This window comes from Plantactinospora sp. CNZ321 (genome assembly GCF_004217235.1).
Genome location: NZ_SHKQ01000001.1, coordinates 6,987,903 through 7,002,910 on the forward strand (window position 1 = coordinate 6,987,903; position 15,008 = coordinate 7,002,910).

Sequence of the window (15,008 nt, forward strand, 5' to 3'; positions counted from 1 at the left end):
GTCCATTCTCGCCTCGGCCGGTGACCTGGACACCAGGTACGTCACCGAGGTCGCGTAACGCACCTGGCGTCCAGGTGAGGCCCGTCGGCCGGGGGCAGCGACGCTGTCCCCGGCCTGTCCGGTGGCGGGTCGGTCAGCCCCGGGCCGGGGTCGGCTGGTACTCGCCGAGCAGGTCCTGGCCGATGATCCCCTCGTCCACGGCCCGCTGGCCGGCGTAGCAGGTCCAGTGCAGGCCGGCCGTGTCGGCACCGACACATCCGCCGGCGATCCTGCGCTGCCCGTCGACGAAGGCCTCCTTGCGGTCCTTGAAGTCGACGACCCTCGGCTTGGTCGGGCGCTTCGCTTCGGGGATCTTGGAGAGGTCGGTTCGCACGTCGTCCTGCGGCGCCCGGCTGAGCGTGCAGGTGAAGACGACGCTGTCCTCGGTCGTGCACGTCGGGTCGGTGCCCTCGAAGATCACCGCCGAGCCCGGCATGCCCCGGGCGACGGTGTCCGGCGTCAGCAGCGCGACGGCGGCGGCAGCGGCACCGCCGCCGACGGCAAGCGCACCGACGGTGACCGCCGCGAGGAACGCGGTCCGGGACCCGAACAGCCGTCGGCGGTGTACCCGGCGGGGTGCGCTCGCGGCGATCTCCCGACTCACGGCGTGCTCCAGTACGTTGCCGAGCCGGACCAGGTCCGGGTGCAGGTCGTTGGTCATCAGGATGCCCTCCTCGTCTGGGTTGCCCGGGTCGGGCCGGTCGGTCGGAGTCGTCCGCGCAGCGCCGTGAGTCCACGGGAGACCCGGATCCGGGCCGCGCCGGGTGAGCAGTCGAGCGCGTCGCCGATCTCCTCGTAGCTGCGGTCGTGCAGCACCCGCAGCTCCACCGCGCTGCGCTGCGCCGCTGGCAGGGACGCGAGCGCGGTCTCCAGGTCCGCGTCCAGGCCGTCGAGCCAACTCTCGTCGGGGATGACGGCGGCCCGCTCGGCCCGCATCCCGAGCCGGGCGGTGGCCTCGGCGAGTACCCGCCGGTCCCGTACCGCCCGCAGCAGCAGGTTGCGGGCGATGCCGAAGAGCCACGGTCCCAGCGATCCGCCGCGTTCGTCGACGAAGCGGTGCCGGGACTGCCACGCCTGGGCGAAGGTCTCGGCGGTCAGGTCCAACGCCGCTTCGTGCTCACCGGTGCGCCGCCGGAAGAACCCGTGGATCACGTTCGCGTACCTGTCGTACAGCTCGCGGAAGGCGTGTGCGTCGTGGTCCGAGGCCACCAGCAGTTCGATGTCAGTCCGCACCGGTGCTCCGTCCGGCCGGCCTTCGGACATGCGTCTTCGCCAAGGTGCCCCTCCCGGGTCGTAGTGCTTTCACACCTTGGCTATGCCAGACACCCGGTCGGTTGTTTCAGGGCTCGCGGAACAGTTCAGGGCTTGCGGAACACCACGCCGCACTCCATCGACCGCTGGTTGCGCGGCGGCGACTCCAGGTACGGCCGCAGCGGCTCGTCGACATGTGCCAACGTGGGCTGGTCGGGGTCGGGACGCCAGTCGACGACCTTGACCAGACCCGGCTCGATCGTCTCCGCCGGCTCCAGCCCGCGCAGCAGCTCGGTGACATCGGCCACCGTGCGGTTGCGCCAGGACAGGCCGAGCCGCCTGGTCATCTCGTTACCCTCTTCGACCGTCGCCCGGTCGACCCCGCACACCTGGGAGAACGCGAGGTAGCTGCCGGGGACCAGCGCCGCCCAGACCGTCTCGAACATGCCCCGCAGCTTCTCGTCGTCGACGATCGAGTGGCCGATCGAGAGGAACAGCGCGGCGGCCGGTTCGGAGAAGTCGATAAGCTTCCGCGTCTCCGGGTCGTCGAGGATCCGCTCCGGTTCGGTCATGTCCGCGGCGATCACGGTGGTGGTCCGGTCGTCGGCGAGCAGCGCCCGGCCGTGCGACAGCACGATCGGGTCGTTGTCGACGTAGACCACGCGCGCGTCCGGCTGGAACCGCTGGGCCACCTGGTGCACGTTCGCCTGGGTCGGCAACCCGCTGCCCATGTCCAGGAACTGCCGGATGCCGGCGTCCCGGGCCAGGAAGCGGACCAGCCGGTAGAGGAAGAGCCGGTTGTTCCGGGCCTCGGTCACCCCTTCCGGAAACTGCTTGTGTACGGCAAGCACCGCCGCCCGGTCGACCGGGAAGTTGTCCTTGCCGCCGAGGCAGTAGTCGTACATTCGGGCCGGGGTGGGCACGTCCTGCCGGATCTGCGGCCTGCTTCCGTCGTTGGGTGCCGTCACGAGCCGAATCATAGCGGGCGGCTCGGGTCAGTCGCCGAGTCGGGCGAGCTCCTCGTCCACGATGGACGGGTCGAGTTTGCGGAAGACCGGCTTCGGCGCGGCGAGTGGCCGCCCCGCCTCGACCGGTACCGACTCCCACCTCGCCCCGACCGTGTAGTCCCCGGTCAACACCGGGTACGACGGTCCGCCGTCGAGGTCGTCCACCTCCACGATCGATGGCATCGGCGCGTGCACGCCGGTGCCGCCGAGCAGCTCGTGCACCCGCTGGGCCGAGTACGGCAGGAAGGGCGTGAGCAGCGTGTTGGCGTCGCTGACCGCCTGGAGCGCGACATGCAGGACCGTCCCCATCCGGGGCTTGTCAGCCTCGCTTCGCAACTTCCAGGGCGCCTGCTCGGAGAGGTACCTGTTCGCCTCCGCGACGACCCGCATCGCCTCGCCGATCGCCTGCTTCTGCCGGTGCCTGGAGATCAGGCCGCCGACGGTGCCGAACCCGGCCCGTGCGGTGCCGAGCAGTGCCTGGTCGGCCTCGGTCAGCCCGGCCGGGTCGACCGGCGGGATCGCGCCGAAGTTCTTCGCGGCCATCGAGATCGACCGGTTGACCAGGTTGCCCCAGCCGGCGACCAGCTCGTCGTTGTTGCGGCGCAGAAACTCCGCCCAGGTGAAGTCGGTGTCCTGGCTCTCCGGCCCGGCGACGGCGATGAAATAGCGCAGCGCGTCGGCGTCGTACCGGGCCAGGAAATCGCGTACGTAGATGACGACCTGGCGGGACGAGGAGAACTTCCGACCCTCCATGGTCAGGAACTCGCTGGAGACCACCTCGGTCGGCAGCTGGAGCCGGCCCAGATCGCCGGGCTCACCGCCCCGGTCACCCTCGCCGTCGTAGCCGAGCAGCAGCGCCGGCCAGATCACCGAGTGGAAGACGATGTTGTCCTTGCCCATGAAGTAGTAGCCGCGGGCGTCCCCGTCGACGCCGCCGCCGCGCTGGGCGTCCGCCGCCCACCAGCGCCGCCACGCCTGCGGGTCGCCGGAGCGCCGGGCCCACTCGATGGACGCCGACAGGTAGCCGATCACCGCGTCGAACCAGACGTAGATCCGCTTGTCGCTGCGGTCGCGCCAGCCCTCAAGCGGGATCGGTACGCCCCACTCCAGGTCCCGGGTGATCGCCCGGGGCTGGAGGTCGTCCAGCAGGTTCCGGGAGAACCGCAGGACGTTCGGCCGCCAGCCCTCCCGGGAGTCCAGCCACGTGGTGAGCGCCCGGGCGAAGGCCGGCAGGTCGAGGAAGAAGTGCTCGGTCTCGACGAACCGGGGCGTCTCCCCGTTGATCTTCGAGCGCGGGTTGACCAGGTCGACCGGGTCGAGCTGGTTACCGCAGTTGTCGCACTGGTCGCCCCGGGCGTGCGGGTAGCCGCAGATCGGGCAGGTGCCCTCGATGTAGCGGTCCGGCAGGGTACGGTCGGTGGACGGCGAGATCGCCCCCATAGTCACCTTGGGCACGATGTATCCGTTGCGGTGCAGCGTCTCGAACAGCTCCTGCACCACCGCGTGGTGGTTGGGGGTGGTGGTCCGGGTGAAGAGGTCGTAGGAGAGGCCGAGCCCGTGCAGGTCCTCGACGATCACCCGGTTGTAGCGGTCGGCCAGCTCGCGCGGGCTGACGCCCTCCCGGTCCGCCTGCACCTGGATCGGCGTGCCGTGCTCGTCTGTGCCGCTGACCATGAGTACGTCGTGGCCGGCCATCCGCATGTATCGGCTGAACACGTCGGAGGGGACCCCGAAGCCGGAGACGTGACCGATGTGTCGTGGGCCGTTGGCGTACGGCCAGGCGACCGCCGCGAGAACGTGACTCATCGACACCTAGCCTAGTGAGCTGAAAGATCGCCTAACCTGCCAATATTCAGACTGATATCCGACTTTTTTCTCCTTCGACACGCGTGTCGCGCTGCCCGTTCGAGCCGGATCAGCGTTGTCCAATGGACGGGTGACGGGCCACGAGGGTGGGCAGCAGGCAGCGGAAACGTGCCCTGCCGCAGGCGAGCCCGATCCACCGGCGCCGGTCGACTCCGAGGCGTCCGCCGAGGTGGTAGAGCACCCGCCGCCCGCCGATCCGGGGACTGTTGGGCGCCCGGAAGCCGAGGCGGGGGCCGTTGGGCGCCCGGAAGCCGATCCGGGAGCGGTCGGACGCCCGGAGACCGAGGCGGCAGCGGTGGAGCGGCCGGCAACCGGACCCGGACCGGTCGGGCAGTCGGCCGCCGAGGCGGGACCGGCGCCGCAGCAGCGCCCGGCCCCGGCGTACGAGCCCGCGCCGGCCGGACCGTTCCGGGGCGCCACGCCCGCGCTCGGCTCCGCCTGGCTCGGCGCCCCCGGCACCCTCGCCGGACCGTCCGGCATCGAACCGACCACCGGCGCCCCGCTCGCGATGCTGCCCCAGCGGGCACCCCGGGCCACCGGACCGGCCTGGAACACTTCGACCGGCCAGTTGCCGACCGGACCGGCCGGCTCGGAGCCGGACGCGGCCGACGAGGACGACTTCTGGCTGCCGATCGAGGAGGTCCACTGGGACGGCACACCCGTCCAGCCGACCCCCCGGACCTGGTACGGCCGGCCGAAGGACCCGGCCGCGACCGGGCAGCGGGCACCCCGACCGCCGAAGCCGCAGCGGAACCCGGCGCTCGGGCTCGCCGGAGTGATCCTCTGCTCCCTGGTCGCCAGCTTCTTCGCCTGGGTCAGCGCCGAGCCGTTCTGGCTCGCCGCCGGGCACGGCGAGGTGGGTACCGCGACGGTGGAGACCTGCACGGGGCGAGGGCTCGGGCAACACTGCCGGGGCACGTTCAGCGCCGACAGCGGCCGGTTGCGGGTGTACGACGTCCGGCTGGCCGACGTCGACGGGGCACACCGGGAGTTCGGCAGCCGGGTGACGGCCCGGATGACCGGGGCGGAGAGCAGGCAGGCGTACGTCGGCGCGGGTACCGGCCTGCTGCACCTGCGCTGGGTACTCGGCTTCGGGATGGTACTGCTCTGCTGCGTGGGAGCCGGTTGGATCACCGGTGCGCTGCGGCTGGCCGGGCGGCGTAACCGGCACGCCGCCGCCCTGGTGAGCGTCGGCGGCCCGCTGCTGCTCACCGCCGGGTTCCTGGCCGCCGCCTACTGACCCCCGGGTGCGGCTCGGCCGGCCCGGTCAGTTCGCCGTCGGCGGGTGCACGGCGTTGTAGACGTCCCGGCGGCGCAGGCCGTACCCGGTGGCGACGGCGGCGATCGCGTCGCGTCGGGACGTACCCTCGGCCTCCAGTTCGGCGACCGCGGCCCGCAGGTCGGCGACGGCCGGAGCCGGCGCGGCGACCGCCGGGGCGCCCGCCACCACCAGAGTGATCTCGCCGCGCGGCGCGCCGGTGGCGGCCCAGGTCGCCAACTCGCCGAGCGGGCGGCGCAGCACCTCCTCGTAGGTCTTGGTCAGCTCCCGGCAGAGCGCCGCCGGCCGCTCCGGACCGAACGTGGCGGCCAGGTCGGCGAGCATCCCGGCCACCCGGTGCGGCGCCTCGAAGAGGACCAGGGTGCGCTCCTCGGCGGCGAGCGCCCGCAGCCGGGCCCGGCGCGGGCCGCCGGTGCGGGGCAGGAAGCCCTCGAAGCAGAACCGGTCGGTGGGCAGACCGGAGAGGGCGAGTGCGGTGGTGACGGCGCTCGGGCCGGGTGCCACGGTGACCGGCGCGCCCGCGTCGAGCGCGGCCCGGACCAGCCGGTAGCCGGGATCGGAGACGCTGGGCATCCCGGCGTCGGTCACCAGCGCCACCAGCGCGCCGTCGAGGATCGCGTCGACCAGGTCGGGAGTGCGGCGCTCCTCGTTGCCCTCGAAGTACGACACGATCCTGCCGGTGATGGTGACGTCCAGGTCGCGGGCCAGCCGGCTGAGCCGGCGGGTGTCCTCGGCGGCGACGACGTCGGCCTGCCCGAGGGCGTCCCGCAGCCGCGTGGAGGCGTCGCCGGGGTTTCCGAGCGGCGCCCCGAGCAGGATCAGCCGTCCGTTACCGGGCGATTTTTCCACGAACCGACTCCTTCATCGATACCTGTCATCGCACATAGCGAGCGTCGTGCCCCGTTTCACACCTTGGCAGCCTACGATCACGGGGTGACTCTGGCGTCGATAGCGCAGACCGAGGGCCCGGGCACCGCCGGGCCGCCGGCAGCTCCGGTGGTCGAGGTGACCTCGGCCACCCCGGGCGGAACAGCCACGACCGAGCCCCCCGAACGCCCCGCCGGGGGCGTACCAGGGATCATCAGACGCCGGCTGGCACCCTTCGACGCCCGGCTCGAACCGTGGTCCTGGCTGGCCACCGCCGTGGTGGTGCTGATCGCCGGCATTCTCCGCTTCGTCGGGCTGAGCAATCCCAAGGGCAAGATCTTCGACGAGGTCTACTACGCCACCGACGCGCACAACCTGCTGTTGCGCGGCATCGAGTGGGACGAGAAGAACAACACCGCCGCGTACGTGGTGCATCCGCCGCTCGGCAAGTGGATGATCGCGATCGGCGAGCAGATCTGGGGCTACAACGAGCTGGGCTGGCGGTTCTCCGCCGCCGCCATCGGCACCCTCTCGGTGCTGCTGCTGGTCCGGATCGCCCGCCGGATGTTCCACTCCACGGTGCTCGGCTGTACCGCCGGGCTGCTGATGGCGCTGGACGGCTTCCACCTGGTGCTCTCCCGCACCGCGCTGCTCGACATCTTCCTGATGTTCTTCGTGCTGGCCGCGTTCGGCGCCCTGGTGGTGGACCGGGACGTCCGGCGGAAGCGGTGGCTGCGGGCGATCGAGTCCGGCCTCGACCCGAGCCAGCCGGGCCGGCGCAACCGGCCGCCGTTCCGGTGGTCCGACGGGGTGCCGTGGTGGCGGCTGCTCGCCGCCGTGATGCTCGGTTGTGCGTTCGGGGTGAAGTGGAGCGCGCTGTACTTCGTACCGGTGTTCGCGCTGCTCGTCGTCCTCTGGGAGGTCGGCACCCGACGCTCCGTCGGGGTACGCCGGCCGTGGCGGGACACCTTCCTCGACGAGGGACTCTGGCTCGTCGGCACCGGGGTGCTGCTCGTCCTGGTCTACCTCGCCACCTGGTCCGGCTGGTTCGCCAGCGACAACGGCTACTTCCGGAACTGGCGGGCCGACACCGGCCAGTCCAGCCCGCCGGTCATCGGCAGCCTGCTCAACCTCTGGCACTACCACGAAGAGGCGCTCAGGTTCCACTCCGGCCTCAGCGAAAGCCACGTCTACCAGTCCTGGCCCTGGCAGTGGCTGCTGCTCGGCCGGCCGGTCGCCTTCCACTGGTCCGACCAGGGCGCCTGCGGCGCCCCGAGCTGTGCCTCCGAGATCCTGCTGCTCGGCACCCCGCTCCTGTGGTGGTCGTTCCTGCCGGCGCTGGCCGCGCTCGCCTGGCTGGGCCTGGCCCGGCGGGACTGGCGGGCCCCGGCGATCCTGCTGCCGGTGGCGGCCGGCCTGCTGCCCTGGTTCTGGTTCGCGATGGACGGCCGGACGATGTTCTTCTTCTACGTCGCGCCGGTGGTGCCGTTCATGATCCTGGCCGTGACCTACGTGCTGGGCGCGATCACCGGCCCGGCCCGGGCACCGGCGACGGCGGGTTCCCCGGCCGGAGGTGACCCGCCGGCCGGATCGGGCACCGAGGAGGCCTCGGGCACCCACGGCGCCGAGCAGGCCAAGGGCACCCGGGACGCCGAGCGGGCCAAGGACACCCAGGGTGGCCAGACCAGTGACCGTCGCATGATCGGCGCGATCGTCGCCGGCACGTACGTGCTACTGGTGGCGATCTGCTTCGCCTACTTCTACCCGATCTTCGTGGCGCAGATCCTGCCGTACGCGGAGTGGTCGAGCCGGATGTGGCTCGGCAACCGCTGGATCTGAATCGGCTGGTGAGGGGCGATCGGGGCCCAGACAAAGGTGCGCGCCCCGATCGCCTGCCACGGGGGAAGCGGGCGATTGGGGCGCGCACCAAGGAGCTTAACCACCCTGGATCAGCGGCACAACGGGTGGTGTCGGGTCAGATTTCCGACCGACGCACCGCCGAGCAAGACGGGCGTATGGGGCAGAGGGCCCGGAGGGGCATCAGCCGCCCGATCACGTGGCGTCGGACCACTCCCCGTGCACGGGATGCCGGCTCCGCTGATCATCGGGCCGACCCGACGGAAGGACCCGACATTCGAGTGACCGAAAAGGGCCCTGTTGGTACCTGCCGTCGGTAGGCACACTGTTGCGGTGACCGGACCACTGCGTTCAGGATTCACCCCGCCCCCGACCCCTACCCGGCTCCTCGTGGTCGGCCTGGTGGCCGTACTCGGGCTCACCTCCTGCGATCTGGCCGGCGACGCACCGGACGCCGCGCCGAGTTGGTCGGGCAGCATCAGCCCGACCCCGGCCGGCGGGGGCGGTGCCGCACCGACCCCCTTCACCGGCTGGTCCGATCCGGCCCTCGTCGGCAAGCCGTACGGCGAGAAGGTGGACGGCCTGCTCACCTTCCGGGGCAACCCGACCCGGACGTACTACGGCACCGGGCCGATGCCCCGAACCACTCCGGTCCGGCAGTGGCAGTTCCCCCGCAGCGGTGGCCTGTGCGGGAAGTCGACCGACGAGAAGGGCACCCGGGTGTGGTGCGGTACGGGCTGGACCGGCCAACCCGCCGTCTTCGAGCGGGACGGGCGGACCTGGGTGGTCTTCGGGGCGTACGACCACAAGATTCATTTTCTGGACGGCGAGACCGGCGAGCGGATCCTGCCGGACTTCCCGACCGGTGACATCATCAAGGGCTCGGTCACCGTCGACCCGGACGGGTTCCCGCTGGTCTACTCCGGATCGCGGGACAACTACTACCGGGTGATCGCGATCGACCGGGGCCGACCGAGAGAGCTGTGGAAGCTGTCGGCCCGGGCGGTCTCGCCGACGATGTGGAACGACGACTTCGACGGCGCCGGCCTGATCCTCGACGACTACCTCTTCCTCGGCGGCGAGAACAGCCAGTTCCACATCGTCAAGCTGAACCGCGGGTACGACGCCGACGGCAGGGTCACGGTCAAGCCGAAGCTGGTGTTCAACGCCCCCGGCTGGGACGCCCAGCTCCTCCGCGACGTGGACGACCGGATGGTCTCGATCGAGAACTCGGTGGCGATCTCCGGCAACGTGGTCTACTTCGCCAACTCCGGCGGGCTGGTGCAGGGCTGGGACATCAGCGGGCTGAAACAGGGCCGCAAGCCGAAGCGGGTGTTCCGGTTCTGGACCGGTGACGACACCGACGCCTCGATCGCGATCGACGAGACCGGCGCGCTCTACGTCGGCTCGGAGTACGAGCGGGGCACCGCCCGGTCGAGGCAGGTCGGGCAGATGATGAAACTCGACCCGACGCGCCGGGACAACCCGAGCGTGTGGCACGTCGACGACCACGCCCGCAAGCCGGCGGGCATCTGGGGCAGCCCGGCCCTGCACCGGGACATCGCGATCTTCGACACCCAGGGCGGCGAGGTGCTCGGCGTCGACCGGGCGACCGGGGCCGTGCGGTGGCGGTTCGAGCTGCCCGGGCCGACCTGGCAGTCGCCGGTGGTGGTCGACGACGTACTGGTGATCGGGGACTGCAACGGCACGCTGCACGCGTACGACGTCGCAGACACCGGGGCCGCGCCGAAGCCACTGTGGAAGATCAAGCTCGGCGGCTGCATCGAGTCGACTCCGGCGGTCTGGCGGGGGCGGATCTACGTCGGCACCCGGGCCGGCGCGTTCCACGCCATCGCGGCCCGCTGACCCGCCCGACACCGGCCGGAGGGAAAGAAACCTACGCAACTACTTCCGCACGACGCAGGTATCTGCCAGCCTGACATCAACATTTGCCTATGTCAGGAGGCCAACATGCCGCTGCCTCGTCGCCTGGTCCCCCGGCTGACCGCCATCGCCGTCCCACTCGTCAGCATCCTCACCATCGGCCTGGCCGCCACACCCGCACACGCGGCGGCGACCACCTACACCGCGGTCGGCGACTCGTACGCCTCCGGCACCGGCACCCGGGAGTACTACCCGGACAGCGGCTCCTGCCAGCGCTCCCGGCACGCCTACCCGGTGCTCGACGCGGCCCGGCTCGGTGCCACGCTCACCTTCGCCGCCTGCTCCGGAGCCACCACCCTCAGCGTGCTCAGCGGACAGCTCGGCAGCCTCAACCCGGCCACGAGCTACGTCACGGTCCAGGCCGGCGGCAACGACATCGGCTGGGCATCGGTGATCGTGCAGTGCGCGCTGCCCTGGCCCACCACCTGCTGGTCCCAGATCGACAACGCCGAGAAGACCATCCGGAACACCCTGCCCGGCCGGCTCGACCAGCTCTACTCCCGGATCCGCGGCCTGGCCCCGAACGCCCGGGTCGCGGTGGTCGGCTACCCGCGGCTCTTCAACGGCGAGGAGTGCAACATCATCGCCCGGATCTCCCCCGGCGAGCAGGCCGAACTCAACGCCGCGGCGAACCTGCTGGCGACCACCATCGCCGCCCGGGCCGCCGCGCACGGCTTCGCCTTCGTCGACGCCCGGGGTCCGTTCACCGGGCACGCGGTCTGCGACGACGTCGAGTGGATCAACGGTACGTCCAACCCGCTCGGCGAGTCGTACCACCCGAACCGGGCCGGCCACGCCGGGTACGCCGGCATCGTCGAATCCGCCCTGCGGGCCGCCGCCCGCACGTCCTGACCGGCCACCCACGGCGCGTGCGGAGCTGCCCTGGCCTGCGCGGCAACCGAGGTCAGGCGTCGAGCTTCTTCCGAACCGTGATCGCGCCGGCATGGCCGAGTTCGTCGAGGATGTCCAGGGCTCGTCGCCAGACCTCGTTGGCCGCCGTACGGTCACCCCGGGCCAGGTGGGTGTCGCCGAGGTGGTGCAGCACGTCGGCCTCGTAGTACCGGTCCCCCTCCTCCCGGAACAGCTCGACGGCCTCCTGGTAGCAGTCGACGGCAGCGGCGTGCTCACCGAACTGATGGTGCAGGTAGCCGATGCTGTCCAGGCTGGTCGCCATGCCCCGCCGGTCGCCGAGTGCGCGCTGGATGGCGAGCGCCGCGCGGCAGTGCGTGAGTGCCTGCTGGTGGTCGCCGAGCAGTGCGTGGCACCAGCCGACGGCGTTGAGGGCCCGGGCCCGCCCGATCCGATCGTTCGCCTGGCTGAAGTGGATGAGCGCCCGTTGGCACTGGTGCAACGCTTCCCGGTACCGGCCGTCCTGCTCCAGCAGCCCGCCCAGGCCGAGGTGGGAGGTGCCCTGCCCGACGTGGTCGGCGAGCGCCCGGTACTGCTCGAGGGCGTGTTCGAACTGGCAGAGCGCGTCCTGTGGCCGTCCGAGCAGGACGTACGCGTGCCCGAGGACGCGGTGCGCCCACCCCTGCCCGGCCCGGTCCCCGAGTCGCCGCGCGGCGTCCAGGGCGACCTGCTGGCCGGTGACCCAGTCCGTCCAGTGCCCCTGACGATGTAAGAAGTCCGTCAGTACCCAGGCCATCGGCACGGCCTGGTCGTCGAGGCCATGATCGGCTATCCACCGGATGGCGGCGAGCAGCGCCCGATGCTCCGCGGTGAACCAGGCGACCGCCTGCGGGCCGTCGGTGAACCGTTCGACCGTGACGCCCGGCGGCAACGGGGGCAGCCCGATCGGCTCCCGGGCGGGGTCCAGCAGCAACGCGGCCGTGTGCGCGCTGTGCAGGTAGCAGCCGAGCAACCGGAGCAGCGCCGCGCTCCGGTCCGCCGCCGGGTCCACGCTGTCGACGAGTTCGGCGGCGTAGGCGCGCAGCAGGTCGTGGAAGGCGTACCGACCGGGAACGCGCTCGGTGAGCAGATGGGCCTTGGTCAGTACTTTCAGCAGTGGACGTACCTGCTCCACCGGCAGTGCGGCGAGGCTCGCCGCGGCCGATTCGGCGATGTCCGCTCCGAAGTGCAGGCCGAGCAGCCGGAACACCCGGGCCGCCGGAGCCGGCAGCGCGCCGTAGGACCAGGAGAAGACCGCCCGCACGTCGGTGGCGGGATCGTCGCCGGCGAACGGGTCCAGTCCGCCCCGGGCGGTGTGCAGTTCGGCGGCGACGGCGGCGAGCGGGAAGCCGGGGTGGCTGGCGGCCCGGGCGGCGACGATCGCCAGGGCGAGCGGTAACCGGTCGCAGCCGGCGATGATGTCGTCGACCGCGGCCGGCTCCCTGGCCGCCCGTTCGTCGCCGAGCCGGTCGACGAGCATCCGGCGCGCCTCGGCCGGGCTGGGCAGGTCCACCGTCAGCAGATCGGCACCGTCGGCCGCGACCAGGCCGGCGAGCTGGTTACGGCTGGTCACCACGGCCAGACAGCCCGGTGCGCCGGGAAGCAGCGGACGGACCTGCTCGGCGCTGCGGGCATTGTCCAGCACCATCAACATCCGTCGCTCGGCGAGCAGGCTGCGGTAGAGCGCGGCCTGGGCATCGGGGTTCGCCGGGATCTGCTGCGGCGACAGACCCAGCGCGTCGAGGAACCCGCGGACCGCGTCGTACGGCGACACCACCACGCCGCCGGGGTCGAAGCCCCGCAGGTTCACGTACAACTGTCCGTCGGGGAACCGCTCGGCCACCCGGTGGGCCCAGTGCACCGCCAGGCTGGTCTTGCCGACCCCGGGCGCGCCGGTCAGGACGGCGATCACCACCGCCTCCGGCCGGTCCCCGCCGGATGCGCCCAGTAACGCGTCGAGCGCGCGGAGCTGCTCGGTACGGCCGGCGAAGGTGGCGATGTCCGCCGGCAGCTGTCGTGGCCTCGGCAGGGCGGTCCGCACCGGCGTGTCCGACGGTGGTGGGTCGAGGTCGGGGTCGGCGGCGAGGATCCGCTGGTGCAACTCCTGTAACGCCTGGCCCGGCAGCACGCCCAACTCGCGGGTGAGGACCTGGTACGCCTCCCGGTACGCCGCCAGCGCCGCCGCCCGCCGGCCGCACCGGTACAGGGCGAGCATCAGCTGGCCCCACAGCCCCTCCCACATCGGATAGGCCCGCACCAGTGGGTCGAGTTCGGTCGCCACCTGCTCGTGGCAGCGCTCGGCCAGGGCGGCGTCGGCCCACCGCCGGACGACCTGCAACCGGCGCTGGTCCAGCCGATCAGCCTCCATCCCCAGGTAGGGTCCGCCGACCAGCCCCGCGAGCGCGGGCCCGCGCCACAGGTCGAGCGCGGCGCGCAGCCGCCGCACCGCGGTCGGGGTGTCGGCCCGGGCCAGCGCCTGGTCCCCCTCGGCGGCGAGCGCCTCGAACGTGTCCAGGTCCAGCTCGCCGGGGCGGACCTCCAGGCGGTACCCCCGCTGGTCGGTGGCGAGGCGGGCCCCGTCCTCACCGGCGTCGAGGAACGTGGTGCGCAGACCGGCGACGTAGGTACGCAGGTTGGACTCCATGGCACGCGGAGGTGCCGCCCACAGCGCCTCGGCAAGTTGGCCGAGCGGGACCACACGGTTCGCCTGGAGCAGCAGGGCCGCGGCCAGGGCCGCGCGCTTTGCACCGCCGAGTTTGAGCACCCGGCCGTGGCTCACCACCTCCACCGGACCCAGCAGCCGAAATTCCACCGCAACCCCTTCCGGTGTCATGGTGCACGCGGGTGCCGGTCCAGGACATTACCGAAAGCGTCGATGCCGCTTTATCACATGACGCGGGGCAGGGTTCCCAGGCACCGCGCCGTCCGGGGCGGCGGCGTCCGCGGACGTGTGCGGATTCTGTACGCCTCGATCTCTAGCCTGGTTGCGCCACACCACCGTCCGATCGACAACGAGCGACCGGCGGCAATGCCGGGAGGGGAGCGCAGATGCGCGGGAGAAGGACCACAGCGCTGCTGGCAGCACTCGTGATGGCGGCGGGGTCGGGCAGTACGGCACCGGCCGTGGCTGCCGAGGTCGAACCACTGGCCACCACCTCCCTGCACTACACCAACAACGTCGACTTCGCCTCGGCGCCCCGCAACGTCGGCTTCAACATCTGGGACCTGGGGCCGTACCCGGAGGACGTCGACGCGTTGCCGGCCGGTCACCGGGCCCTCATCTGGGTGGGCGGGGACATCTCCCAGTGCACCTCCGAGTACACGGATGCCGAGTTCAACGCGATCGTCGACGAGTTGGCCGGGAACCCAAAGGTGTTCGGCTGGTACCTCTGGGACGAGCCGGACTTCAGCTCGTGCCCCACGCTACTCGCGCTGATCAGCAAGCGGGCCAACTACATCCGTACCCGGACGGGAGGCGCGCAGAAGTCGTTCGTCGTCTCCGGCGGCGGAGACGGCGAGTCCGCGCCGCCCGAACTGGCACCCGCGCTGTCCGGAGTGGACCTGATCGGACTGGACCCGTACCCGTGCCGGATCGGCGAGAGCTGCGAGTACGGGCTGATCGACCAGGCGGTGGAGGATACGCTCGCCAACGGCATTCCGCTCGCCGCGATCGTGCCGGTATACCAGGCGTTCGGCCAGACCTGCTCGAGTATCCCGACGGACAACCGCAAGTGGCGGCTGCCCACCGGATCCGAGATGACCCAGATCTTCGCCCGGTGGGACAGCCTGGTACCGGCCCCGGTCTTCGACGTCGCCTACAGCTGGGGTGTGCAACCGGAATGGGCGTGCCCGAGCCTGGCCGGCAGCACCACGCTGCGCAACCGGTTCACCCAGCGTTTCGCGTCCTGAACCGCCCCGACTCGCCCGCCCGTTCGTTCCGCCCACGGCCGCCGCCGGTCCACGCCACCGGCGGCGGTTCCTTCTGTGCGGTTCGTGTGCGCTCCGCCCGC

11 protein-coding genes are annotated in these 15,008 nt (G+C 71.7%); 5 read left to right on the forward strand and 6 right to left on the reverse strand.

Annotated features, from left to right (window positions below; translation table 11 throughout):
* Nucleotides 1–133 precede the first annotated feature (133 nt).
* The 4 genes from EV371_RS30365 to metG form a co-directional block, all read right to left on the reverse strand.
* Nucleotides 134–700, reverse strand: coding sequence for a hypothetical protein (locus EV371_RS30365; RefSeq protein WP_486484853.1), 567 nt, complete (start codon nucleotides 698–700; stop codon nucleotides 134–136).
* Nucleotides 700–1,272 carry a sigma-70 family RNA polymerase sigma factor gene (locus EV371_RS30370; protein WP_130465068.1) on the reverse strand — a complete coding sequence of 191 codons (573 nt, stop codon included), beginning with the start codon at nucleotides 1,270–1,272 and terminating at the stop codon, nucleotides 700–702. The genes EV371_RS30365 and EV371_RS30370 overlap by 1 nt, the downstream gene beginning before the upstream one ends.
* A 125-nt stretch (nucleotides 1,273–1,397) precedes the next feature.
* The gene (locus tag EV371_RS30375) at nucleotides 1,398–2,258 is read right to left on the reverse strand and encodes an SAM-dependent methyltransferase (protein WP_207230650.1); all 861 of its coding nucleotides are present in this window, start codon (nucleotides 2,256–2,258) and stop codon (nucleotides 1,398–1,400) included.
* 27 nt (nucleotides 2,259–2,285) lie between these two features.
* A complete protein-coding gene (metG, locus tag EV371_RS30380) occupies nucleotides 2,286–4,103 on the reverse strand; it encodes a methionine--tRNA ligase (RefSeq protein ID WP_130465070.1) in 1,818 nt (605 codons plus the stop codon).
* Nucleotides 4,104–4,458: 355 nt separating this feature from the next.
* Here metG and EV371_RS30385 point away from each other — a divergent pair, with 355 nt between their 5' ends.
* A complete protein-coding gene (locus EV371_RS30385) occupies nucleotides 4,459–5,403 on the forward strand; it encodes a hypothetical protein (protein ID WP_486484854.1) in 945 nt (314 codons plus the stop codon).
* Between the two features lie 27 nt (nucleotides 5,404–5,430).
* Here EV371_RS30385 and rsmI read toward each other — a convergent pair whose 3' ends face one another.
* Nucleotides 5,431–6,291, reverse strand: a complete 861-nt coding sequence (gene rsmI / locus EV371_RS30390; RefSeq protein WP_486484855.1) for a 16S rRNA (cytidine(1402)-2'-O)-methyltransferase — start codon at nucleotides 6,289–6,291, stop codon at nucleotides 5,431–5,433.
* 147 nt (nucleotides 6,292–6,438) lie between these two features.
* Here rsmI and EV371_RS30395 point away from each other — a divergent pair, with 147 nt between their 5' ends.
* The 3 genes from EV371_RS30395 to EV371_RS30405 all read left to right on the forward strand — a co-directional run bounded on the left by EV371_RS30395 (nucleotide 6,439) and on the right by EV371_RS30405 (nucleotide 10,962).
* Nucleotides 6,439–8,148, forward strand: a complete 1,710-nt coding sequence (locus EV371_RS30395) for a phospholipid carrier-dependent glycosyltransferase (protein WP_130466331.1) — start codon at nucleotides 6,439–6,441, stop codon at nucleotides 8,146–8,148.
* A 351-nt stretch (nucleotides 8,149–8,499) separates the two neighbouring features.
* Nucleotides 8,500–10,032, forward strand: coding sequence for an outer membrane protein assembly factor BamB family protein (locus EV371_RS30400; protein ID WP_130465071.1), 1,533 nt, complete (start codon nucleotides 8,500–8,502; stop codon nucleotides 10,030–10,032).
* A gap of 105 nt (nucleotides 10,033–10,137) precedes the next feature.
* The gene (locus EV371_RS30405) at nucleotides 10,138–10,962 is read left to right on the forward strand and encodes a GDSL-type esterase/lipase family protein (protein ID WP_130465072.1); all 825 of its coding nucleotides are present in this window, start codon (nucleotides 10,138–10,140) and stop codon (nucleotides 10,960–10,962) included.
* A gap of 52 nt (nucleotides 10,963–11,014) precedes the next feature.
* Here EV371_RS30405 and EV371_RS30410 read toward each other — a convergent pair whose 3' ends face one another.
* Nucleotides 11,015–13,810: a BTAD domain-containing putative transcriptional regulator gene (locus EV371_RS30410; RefSeq protein ID WP_207230651.1), complete on the reverse strand. Its 2,796-nt coding sequence runs from the start codon at nucleotides 13,808–13,810 to the stop codon at nucleotides 11,015–11,017.
* A 236-nt stretch (nucleotides 13,811–14,046) separates the two neighbouring features.
* Between EV371_RS30410 and EV371_RS30415 the strand changes: the two genes are divergently transcribed.
* Nucleotides 14,047–14,907 carry a hypothetical protein gene (locus EV371_RS30415; RefSeq protein ID WP_130465074.1) on the forward strand — a complete coding sequence of 287 codons (861 nt, stop codon included), beginning with the start codon at nucleotides 14,047–14,049 and terminating at the stop codon, nucleotides 14,905–14,907.
* The last annotated feature ends 101 nt before the right edge of the window (nucleotides 14,908–15,008 follow it).

What these genes read in the sequence shown, in the direction of transcription:
- EV371_RS30365 (WP_486484853.1), bottom strand. Translation starts at nt 700, where the DNA reads ATGACCAACGACCTGCACCCGGACCTGGTCCGGCTCGGCAACGTACTG.
- EV371_RS30415 (WP_130465074.1), top strand. Translation starts at nt 14,047, where the DNA reads ATGCGCGGGAGAAGGACCACAGCGCTGCTGGCAGCACTCGTGATGGCG.
- EV371_RS30405 (WP_130465072.1), top strand. Translation starts at nt 10,138, where the DNA reads ATGCCGCTGCCTCGTCGCCTGGTCCCCCGGCTGACCGCCATCGCCGTC.
- metG (WP_130465070.1), bottom strand. Translation starts at nt 4,103, where the DNA reads ATGAGTCACGTTCTCGCGGCGGTCGCCTGGCCGTACGCCAACGGCCCA.